This is a genomic window from Kitasatospora sp. NPDC007106, assembly GCF_040634455.1.
GTDB classification, from domain to species: domain Bacteria; phylum Actinomycetota; class Actinomycetes; order Streptomycetales; family Streptomycetaceae; genus Kitasatospora; species Kitasatospora arboriphila.
Window position 1 is genome coordinate 1 of record NZ_JBEYFP010000220.1, and the last position, 8,935, is coordinate 8,935.

Annotated in this window: 8 protein-coding genes and 1 pseudogene; 6 read left to right on the forward strand and 3 right to left on the reverse strand. The window is 73.4% G+C overall.

What is annotated here, in order from left to right; translation table 11 throughout:
* The first annotated feature begins 129 nt into the window (after positions 1–129).
* Positions 130–891: a CoA transferase subunit A gene (locus ABZ641_RS18400; RefSeq protein ID WP_359983030.1), complete on the forward strand. Its 762-nt coding sequence runs from the start codon at positions 130–132 to the stop codon at positions 889–891.
* Between the two features lies 1 nt (position 892).
* Positions 893–1,639 carry a 3-oxoacid CoA-transferase subunit B gene (locus tag ABZ641_RS18405; protein ID WP_359983033.1) on the forward strand — a complete coding sequence of 249 codons (747 nt, stop codon included), beginning with the start codon at positions 893–895 and terminating at the stop codon, positions 1,637–1,639.
* A 69-nt stretch (positions 1,640–1,708) separates the two neighbouring features.
* On the opposite strand, the gene ABZ641_RS18410 is transcribed toward ABZ641_RS18405, so the two are convergent.
* Positions 1,709–2,419 carry a uracil-DNA glycosylase gene (locus ABZ641_RS18410; RefSeq protein WP_359983036.1) on the reverse strand — a complete coding sequence of 237 codons (711 nt, stop codon included), beginning with the start codon at positions 2,417–2,419 and terminating at the stop codon, positions 1,709–1,711.
* Between the two features lie 208 nt (positions 2,420–2,627).
* Positions 2,628–3,764: a low temperature requirement protein A gene (locus ABZ641_RS18415; RefSeq protein ID WP_359983038.1), complete on the reverse strand. Its 1,137-nt coding sequence runs from the start codon at positions 3,762–3,764 to the stop codon at positions 2,628–2,630.
* Between the two features lie 379 nt (positions 3,765–4,143).
* On the opposite strand from ABZ641_RS18415, the gene ABZ641_RS18420 reads away from it, so the two are divergent.
* Together ABZ641_RS18420 and ABZ641_RS18425 are read left to right on the forward strand one after the other, a co-directional pair.
* Positions 4,144–4,770 carry a class I SAM-dependent methyltransferase gene (locus ABZ641_RS18420; RefSeq protein ID WP_344627080.1) on the forward strand — a complete coding sequence of 209 codons (627 nt, stop codon included), beginning with the start codon at positions 4,144–4,146 and terminating at the stop codon, positions 4,768–4,770.
* A 13-nt stretch (positions 4,771–4,783) separates the two neighbouring features.
* Positions 4,784–5,385: pseudogene (locus ABZ641_RS18425) on the forward strand (site-specific integrase); the annotation flags it as partial.
* A 106-nt stretch (positions 5,386–5,491) separates the two neighbouring features.
* On the opposite strand, the gene ABZ641_RS18430 reads toward ABZ641_RS18425, so the two are convergent.
* Positions 5,492–6,271: an HAD-IIA family hydrolase gene (locus ABZ641_RS18430; RefSeq protein WP_030275764.1), complete on the reverse strand. Its 780-nt coding sequence runs from the start codon at positions 6,269–6,271 to the stop codon at positions 5,492–5,494.
* Positions 6,272–6,640: 369 nt separating this feature from the next.
* On the opposite strand from ABZ641_RS18430, the gene ABZ641_RS18435 reads away from it, so the two are divergent.
* Together ABZ641_RS18435 and ABZ641_RS18440 are read left to right on the forward strand one after the other, a co-directional pair.
* Positions 6,641–7,675 carry a lytic polysaccharide monooxygenase gene (locus ABZ641_RS18435; RefSeq protein ID WP_359983042.1) on the forward strand — a complete coding sequence of 345 codons (1,035 nt, stop codon included), beginning with the start codon at positions 6,641–6,643 and terminating at the stop codon, positions 7,673–7,675.
* 37 nt (positions 7,676–7,712) lie between these two features.
* Positions 7,713–8,783: a Gfo/Idh/MocA family oxidoreductase gene (locus ABZ641_RS18440; protein WP_359983045.1), complete on the forward strand. Its 1,071-nt coding sequence runs from the start codon at positions 7,713–7,715 to the stop codon at positions 8,781–8,783.
* Positions 8,784–8,935: the final 152 nt, after the last annotated feature.

Consider the following 8,935-nt stretch of genomic DNA (forward strand, 5'->3'; position numbering starts at 1 on the left):
GGCGCGGCCCACCGCCCGGGCCGGGGCCGGGCCGGGGCCGGGCCCACCACCCACTGCTCCGCCCGGTCCTCGGATCGGAGAGCCCCCGACAACTCCCACCCACCCCCCCGCCCTCAGTGAGGTGACCCCTTGGACAAGGTCCTTGACTCCCCCGACCGTGCCGTCGAGGACATCCCCGACGGAGCGACCCTCGCCGTCGGCGGATTCGGCCTCTGCGGCATCCCGAGCATCCTGCTGGGCGCGCTCGCGGCGGCGGGCACGTCCGGGCTGCGCGTCGTCTCCAACAACTGCGGCGTCGACGACTGGGGCCTCGGCCTGCTGCTGCGTGCGGGCCGGATCGCCCGGATGACGTCCTCGTACGTCGGCGAGAACAAGGAGTTCGCCCGGCAGTACCTGAGCGGGGAACTGGAGGTCGAGCTGACCCCGCAGGGCACGCTGGCCGAGCGGCTGCGCGCCGGGGGTGCCGGCATCCCCGCCTTCTACACCCCGGCGGGTGCGGGGACGCAGGTCGAGGAGGGGGGTCTGCCCTGGCGGTACGCCGCCGACGGCTCGGTGGCGGTCGCCTCACCGGCGAAGGAGGTCCGCGAGTTCGGGGGGCGGCGCTACCTGCTGGAGGAGGCCATCACGGCGGACTTCGCGCTGGTCAGGGCCGAGGTGGCCGACCGGCACGGCAACTGCGTCTTCCACGCGGCCGCCCGCAACTTCAATCCGCTGTGTGCCACCGCCGGGCGGATCACGGTGGTCGAGGCCGACCTGGTCGTCGAGCCGGGCGAGCTCCCGCCGGACGCGGTGCACCTGCCCGGTGTCTACGTCGACCGGGTCGTCGCCGCCGACCCCGCGGACCGCCGCATCGAGCGCCGCACCGTCCGTCCGATCCCCCAGGAGGTCTGAGATGCCCGCCACCGACACGTCCACGGCCCCCACGGCGTCGGCCACCGACACGTCCACCACCCCCACGGCGTCGGCCACCGACACGTCCACCACCCCCACCGCCCTCGACCCCCGGGACGCGCTGGCCGCCCGGGCCGCCCGGGAACTGCGCGACGGCCAGTACGTGAACCTCGGAATCGGCCTGCCGACCCTGATCCCCAATCACCTTCCGCCCGGTGTGCACGTCGTGCTGCACTCGGAGAACGGGATCCTCGGGGTGGGGCCGTACCCGCAGGAGGGCACCGAGCACCCGGATCTGATCAACGCGGGCAAGGAGACGGTGACGGTCGAGGCCGGCGCCTCGTACTTCGACTCGGCGTTCTCGTTCGGCATGATCCGGGCGGGCCGGATCGACGTTTCCGTGCTCGGCGCGATGCAGGTGTCCGCCTCGGGCGACCTCGCCAACTGGATGATCCCCGGCAAGATGGTCAAGGGCATGGGCGGCGCCATGGACCTCGTGCACGGCGCGCGCCGGCTGATCGTGGTGATGGAGCACACCGCCAAGGACGGTTCACCGAAGATCGTCGACGAGCTGTCGCTCCCGGCCACCGGCCGCGGCGTGGTGCACCGGATCGTCACCGACCTCGCCGTCCTCGACGTCACCCCGGACGGCCTCCTGCTGGTGGAGGTGGCCCCCGGCCGCACGGTCGAGGAGGTCCGCGCCGCCACCGAGCCCCCGCTGAGCCTCTCCCCCGCGCTTTCGGCCTGAGCCCCCGAAGACGGGGAAGGCCGGCCGCTCGCTGCCCTCACAGCGCGCGGCCGGCCTTCCCGTACCCGATCAGTCGTTCAGGTTCGGGATCTTCCAGTCGATCGACTCGGCGCCGAAGCCCTCCAGGGCGGCGTCGATCTGCGAGAACGGCTTGCTGCCGAAGAACAGCTTCGCGGAGAGCGGCGACGGGTGGGCGCCCTGCACGACGACGTGACGGTCGGTGTCGATCAGCGGCAGCTTCTTCTTCGCGTAGTTGCCCCACAGCACGAAGACGCAGGGCTCCTCGCGCTCGCTGACGGCCCTGATCACCGCGTCGGTGAACTTCTCCCAGCCCTTGGCCTTGTGCGAGTTGGCCTCGTGCGCCCGCACCGTCAGCACCGCGTTGAGCAGCAGGACGCCCTGCTCGGCCCAGTGCATCAGGTAGCCGTTGTCGGGGGCGGGGATGCCGAGGTCGGCGTCCAGCTCCTTGAAGATGTTCCGCAGCGACGGCGGGGTCTTGGTGCCCGGCAGGACGGAGAAGCTCATGCCGTGGGCCTGGCCGTCGTCGTGGTACGGGTCCTGACCGAGGACCAGCACGCGGACCTTGTCGTACGGGGTCGCCTCCAGTGCGGAGAACTCCTGCCCGCTCGGCGGGAAGACCTGGTGCTCGGCGCGCTCGCCGGCCACGAAGGCGGCCAGCTGGGCGAAGTACGGCTTGCCGACCTCGTCCGCGAGCACGTCCTGCCAGGACTCGGGCAGCTCGAAACCGGCGTCCACGGCCGCCTCAGCCAGATCCGTCACGACAAACCTCCCACCGACCGCGCCGCACTGCGCAGCGGTCGCCTCCGACGTACGACTTCCTACGACCCTGAACGCTACACACCCCTACCGACAGCCCGCCCCGCCCACCCGCCTCCCCGCCGGATCCTCGGCGGATCCCCCGCGAATCCGCACCGGTCCCGCCCGGGGGTGCTAAGCGCTCGCAGCACTCGCAGCACTCTCAGCGCTCTCAGACCTGGAGGGCCGCCTCGCTCTCCGCCGCGGTCTCCGCGCCGGCCCGGGCACGGTCCCGGCGGACCCGCACGTGCTCGACCGCGTTGAGCCCGACGAGCACGACGGCCAGCGCGGTCAGCGCCGTGAGGGCCGGCAGGTGCGGCATCAGCGGCAGCAGGACGAGGACCAGGCCGGCGGCCCCCAGCCGGGTCGGCGAGACCTTGCCGAACATCATCCACCGCGTGTAGCTGAAGGAGAGCAGGTAGAGCACGCAGCCGCCGTACAGCAGCGCGACGGTGCCGAGGCCCAGGGCGTGGCCCGGTTCGGCGACGGTCTCGCCGAAGCCCACCGCCACCGCGATGACACCGGCGATCAGCAGCAGGTGACCGTACGAGAACACCCGGCGGATCATGTCGCGGCGGGAGGCGGCCGTCTCCACGGCGAACCGCATGGCGTCGGACGCGAAGCCGAAGTAGAGCCACCACAGGGCGCAGGAGATGACGAACGCGACGGCCACCGACAGCAGTTGGCCGGTGTGCAGGTCGGAGCCGGCGACCGGTCCGCCGATGCCCACGATGGACTCGCCGAGCGCCACGAGCAGGAACAGCCCGAACCGCTCCGGCAGGTGGCCGGGGTGGTAGGTCACGGCGGCCAGGCGGCGGCGGAAGACCAGCGGCGCGGCGAGGTCGCAGGCCGCACCCGCGGCCCACAGGGCGGTCCGGGCGGGGCCGTCCGCCATGCCGCCGAGGAGCATCAGCGGGCCGCTGACGGCGGCCCCGACACCGTACGGGCCGAGCCAGACCCGGCGGATGCCGCGGACCAGCCACAGCAGCACCAGCCGGGCGGCCCAGTAGCCCGCACCGAAGAGCAGGCCCCGGGCGCCGTACGCGCCGGGCAGGGCGAGGGCCATGAACAGGCCGCAGAGGCCCACGCCGAAGATCCCGATCCGGTCGCGCGGGGTGTCGACGTCACGGACGTTGGCCTGCACGGTGGTCCCGACCCAGCACCAGTAGACCGGCGCGAAGGCCACCAGCGCCCGGCCCGTCCCAGCCCAGTCGTGGTGGTGGTGCAGCAACTGGGACACCTGGGTCACCGCGAAGACGAAGACCAGGTCGAAGTAGAGCTCCGCCCAGGTCACCCGCTTCTCGTCCACCCCGCCCGGCACCTCCACCCCGCCCGGCGTCCCCGCCGCGTGCGCGGCCCCCTCTCCTGGTTCCGTCCGGGGTCTTCCCACTTCCGTTGCCCGTTCCACTGCTCCCCCTCGGGCTCGAACGGCGCCGCCGCCACGGCACCGGCCCGAGAAGGCCGGCCCCGCGGCGGCGCCACGTCCGGATCCGGTCCGGACCCGGTCTGGATCTCGTCGGTCTGTCGCCTGGGAAGGACACGCTCTGGCGACACCGCCTCACGATTCGATGACCAGCAGCAGAGTAGTCATCGCACCGTACTGACTGTCAGCCCTGGCCGGCCCCGGACGGCCCAGAGACGGCCCCGCCCCCTAGGTGCCAGACTGGTGGTGAGGGTTGGAGGCCGTGATGGGGTTCTACGCCGAGCAGATCGTGCCGCGGATCGTCAACGTCGTCTGCGGGATGAAGGAGGCCGAGGAACTGCGGCGCCGGGTCTGCGAGGGCTTGGAGGGCGAGGTCCTGGAGCTCGGGTTCGGCTCGGGCCTGAACGTGCCGTTCTATCCGGCGGCCGTCACGAGGGTGGACGCAGTCGAGCCCTCCGACGTGGGCTGGAAGCTGGCGGCGAAGCGGCTGGCGGCGACCTCCGTCCACGTGGAGCGCGGGGGGCTGGACGGCCAGGCACTGCCGTTCGCGGACCACAGCTACGACGCCGCGCTGTCGACCTGGACGCTGTGCACCATCCCTGACGCCGGTGCCGCGCTCCACGAGGTGCGGCGCGTCCTCAAGCCGGGCGGGACGCTGCACTTCCTGGAGCACGGCCTGGCCCCGGTCGAGGACGAGAGCGTGCGGCGCTGGCAGAAGCGGCTCGACCCGTTGGAGCAGCGGCTGTTCGCCGGGTGCCACCTCACCCGCCCGATCGTCGACCTGCTGACCGAGGCGGGCTTCGTCGTCACGGACCTGGACGTGTTCTACGAGAAGGGCGCCCCGAGGCCGATGGGCGCCGACTCGCTCGGGATCGCGATGTCGCCCGCGTGAAGAAACCCGGGGCCGCTACCGGGCCATGGTGGACGCCGGTGCGGGATGCGGCCTGCGGCAGGGCGAGATCTTCGGTCTCGCCGTGGACGCCGTGAACCTCAGCTCCAACACGCTCCACGTCGTGCGGCAGGTGAAGTACCTCCAGGGAAGGCTCCTCTTCGCCCCGCCGAAGGGCGGCAAGCTCCGAGACGTTCCGCTCACCGAGTCGGTCGCGGCCTCGCTGCGGGCCCACATGGAGCGGTTCGCCCCCGTGAACGTGGCTCTGCCGTGGCTGACGGCCGACGGTCCGCTGGTCACGCACCGCCTGCTGTTCATCCTGCCGACGGGCGTTGCCGTCCGGCGGAACTACTTCCATGACGAGATCTGGAAGGAGGCCCTTGAAGCCGCCGGCGTCATCGCACCCCGCCTCTCCGGCCAGCGACCGACCGCCGCGAGGGAGTACGGCATGCACGCCCTGAGGCACTTCTACGCCTCGGTGCTCCTGGACGCCGGCGAGAGCATCAAGGCGGTGAGCGAGTACCTGGGCACGCGGCCCCCGGGTTCACGCTGAGGATCTACACCCACCTGATGCCGAGCAGCCGGGAGCGCACCCGGAAGGCCGTGGACGCGGTGTTCGGCCACGACTCGGGCCGCCGACGGCCCGTAGACGGCCCAGCAAGCAAACGCAGCGCCCCTACCGGCGGAAAACCGCTGGTAGGGGCGCTGCGACTGTCCCTGACGGTCAGATCTCGTCGATCAGGTCGGCGATCGACTTCACGACGCGTGTCGGCCGGTACGGGAAGCGTTCGACGTCGGCCGGCGAGGTGAGGCCGGTCAGGACGAGGATCGTCTCCATGCCGGCCTCCATGCCGGAGACCACGTCGGTGTCCATCCGGTCGCCGATCATCGCGGCGGTCTCCGAGTGCGCCCCGGCGGTGTTGAGCGCCTCACGCATCATCAGCGGGTTGGGCTTGCCGACGAAGTAGGGCTCGACGCCGGTGGCCTTGGTGATGAGGGCGGCGACGGAGCCGGTGGCCGGGAGCACGCCCTCGGTGGACGGGCCGGTCTCGTCGGGGTTGGTGCAGATGAAGCGGGCGCCGCCGTTGATCAGGCGGATCGCCTTGGTGAGCGCCTCGAAGCTGTAGGTGCGGGTCTCGCCGAGCACCACGTAGTCCGGGTCCTTGTCGGTCAGCACGTAGCCGGCCTGGTAGAGCGCGGTGGTGAGGCCGGCCTCGCCGATGACGTACGCGGTGCCGCCGGGCCGCTGGCTCTTGAGGAACTTGGCGGTGGCGAGGGCGGAGGTCCAGATGCATTCCTCCGGCACCTCCAGGCCCATGCCGGCGAGGCGGGCGCTGAGGTCGCGCGGGGTGTAGATCGAGTTGTTGGTGAGCACCAGGAACGGCTTGCCGGACTCCCGCAGGCGGCGGAGGAACTCCTCCGCGCCGGGAATCGGCGTGCCCTCATGGATGAGGACGCCGTCCATGTCGGTCAGCCAGGACTCGATGGGCTTGCGGTCTGCCACGTGCGTGTCTCCCGAGGTCGTGCGGTGGTCGTACGGAACTGCACCCCTCCGCCCGGTGCCCGCTGCGGGCCCTCCGCGACGTGTGGGGGTCCTACTGGCTGCCCCAACACGACCAGCCTAATCCGCACACCTGCCCGGCGGGGAGGACGTCCCGACCAGCGGACTCGGCTGCGGCCCGCTCCAGCCCGCACCGGCCCTGCCCACCGGACGCCGGTACGGCACCCGCCGGCCGGCCACAGGACCCCGGGCCCGCCGCCTCAAGAACGCCTTAAAGACCCCATAACAGCACTGATCGCCCGTCAATCCGGCCATCGGCAGTGGTTAGCGTGCTGGCACAGCGTCCCCGACCCTCGATCCTGGAGCGCCGCCATGTCCGCTCGTCCCTCCGTCCGCCGCCGGGTCACCGTCCTCGCCGGCACCCTCGCCGGCCTGGCCCTGTCCGGCACGCTCGGCACCGGCACGGCCGCCGCGCACGGCTCGATGCAGAACCCGCTGAGCCGGGTCGAGGGCTGCTACCTGGAGGGCCCGGAGCATCCGAAGTCCGCGGCCTGCGCGGCCGCGATCGCCCTCGGCGGCACCCAGGCGATGTACGACTGGAACGGTGTGCGGATCGGTGACGCCAACGGCCGCCACCAGCAGCTGATCCCGGACGGCAAGCTGTGCAGCGCCAACAACGCGGAGTTCGCCGGCCTGGACCTGCCCCGCGCGGACTGGCCGGCCACCAACCTGACGGCCGGCTCGCCGTTCACCTTCCGGTACCGCGCCACCGCGCCGCACCGCGGCACCTTCCGGCTGTACGTCACCAACGGTACGTACGACCCGGCCAAGCCGCTCGCCTGGTCGAACCTGCAGTCCACCCCGTTCCTGACGGTCACCGACCCGCAGCTGGTCGACGGCCAGTACGTGCTGCCCGGTCGGATCCCGGCGGAGCTGAAGGGGCGCCAGCTGGTGTACGCGATCTGGCAGCGTTCGGACAGCCCGGAGGCGTTCTACTCCTGCTCCGACGTGGTCTTCGACGGCAGCGGCAAGACCGCCGGCACGGCCCCCGTCCCGCCCGCGGGCAGCGGCACCCCGCACGTCCACGACTCCGCCGCCGCCACCCCGGCCACCGGCTCCGGCACCGGCACGGGCGCCGTCGCACCCGTCGCCGTACCCGCCGCGGCGACCGGTTCCCCCGCCGGCACCGGGCAGGGCACCCCCTCGGCCTCCGCCCCCGGTACCCCGGCGGCCTCCGGGACACCCGTCGGCACGGACGCCGTCCCGGCAGGGCAGCAGCTCGCCCAGACCGGCACCGACCGTTCCACCGGGCTGATCGCCGCGGTCGGCACGGCGTTCGTGCTCTCCGGCGCGGCGATGGCCGTGCTGCGCCGCCGCAACCGGGCCCGCGGCACGCACGCGCGCTGACCCGGCCGGCCGGCGCGGCCGTGGTTGAGTGGGTCGCATGACCAGCGCGCCCCGCACCCCGTTCCGCGTCGGCCTGATCGGCTACGGCCTGGCCGGTTCCGCCTTCCACGCCCCGCTGATCGCCACCACCCCCGGACTGCAGCTGGTCGCGGTGGTCACCGCCAACCCGGACCGCCGCGACCGGCTGCGCCGCGCCCATCCCGGGGCGCAGCCGCTCGGCACCCCGGCCGACCTGTTCGACCGGGCGGAGGACCTCGACCTGGTGGTCGTCGCCTCCCCCAACCGCACCCACGTGCCGCTCGCCGAGGCGGCGGTCGCCGCCGGCCTGCCGGTGGTGATCGACAAGCCGCTCGCGGGCTCGGCCGTCGAGGCGGCCCGGCTCTGCGACGCGGCGGAGCGGGCCGGGGTGCTGCTCTCGGTCTTCCAGAACCGCCGCTGGGACGGCGACTTCCTGACGGTACGCCGGCTGATCGGTGAGGGTGCGCTCGGCCGGGTGCACCGCTTCGAGTCGCGCTTCGAGCGGTTCCGGCCGAAGCCCAAGCCGGGGTGGCGGGAGCTCGCCGACCCGGCCGAGGTCGGCGGCACCCTCTACGACCTGGGCAGTCACCTCGTCGACCAGGCACTCACGCTCTTCGGCCCGGCCGAGTCGGTGTACGCGGAGATCGACACCCGGCGCGACGGCGCGGTGGTCGACGACGACGCCTTCCTGGCCCTCACCCACGCCTCCGGTGTCCGCTCCCACCTGTGGACGAGTGCCGTCGCCCCGGTCGGCGGCCCCCGGCTGCGCGTCCTCGGCGACCGCGCCGGGTACGTCAAGTTCGGCATGGACCCGCAGGAGAGCGACCTCAGGGCGGGCCGCACGCCCGGCGACGGCTACCCGTGGGGCGCCGACGACCCCGCCGCGTACGGCACCCTCGGCACCGACGAGGGCGCCGAGCGCATCCCCACCGACCCCGGCGACTACCCCGCCTACTACGCCGGCATCGCCGCCTCGCTGGCCGAAGGCACCCCGCCGCCGGTGGACCCGCGGGACGGGGTCGCCGCGCTCACCGTCCTGGAGGCGGCCCGCACCTCCGCGGCCACGGGCAGCGTCGTCCGCCTCGGCTGACGGTCACCTCGGCCGACGACCGCCCCGCGGGCCGGCCCGAGCCCGGGGAACGCCGCGGGGGCGGGGGGGGGGGGGGGCCGGGCCCCGCGCGGGGCGGGGCGGCCCCCGGCCGTCGGGGGGGGGGGGGGGGCGGCGGGGGGGTTGGGTCTTTC

Excerpts from the sequence above, each read along its gene's own strand:
- ABZ641_RS18405 (WP_359983033.1), top strand. The coding sequence starts at position 893 with ATGCCCGCCACCGACACGTCCACGGCCCCCACGGCGTCGGCCACCGAC.
- ABZ641_RS18420 (WP_344627080.1), top strand. The coding sequence starts at position 4,144 with ATGGGGTTCTACGCCGAGCAGATCGTGCCGCGGATCGTCAACGTCGTC.
- ABZ641_RS18435 (WP_359983042.1), top strand. The coding sequence starts at position 6,641 with ATGTCCGCTCGTCCCTCCGTCCGCCGCCGGGTCACCGTCCTCGCCGGC.
- ABZ641_RS18440 (WP_359983045.1), top strand. The coding sequence starts at position 7,713 with ATGACCAGCGCGCCCCGCACCCCGTTCCGCGTCGGCCTGATCGGCTAC.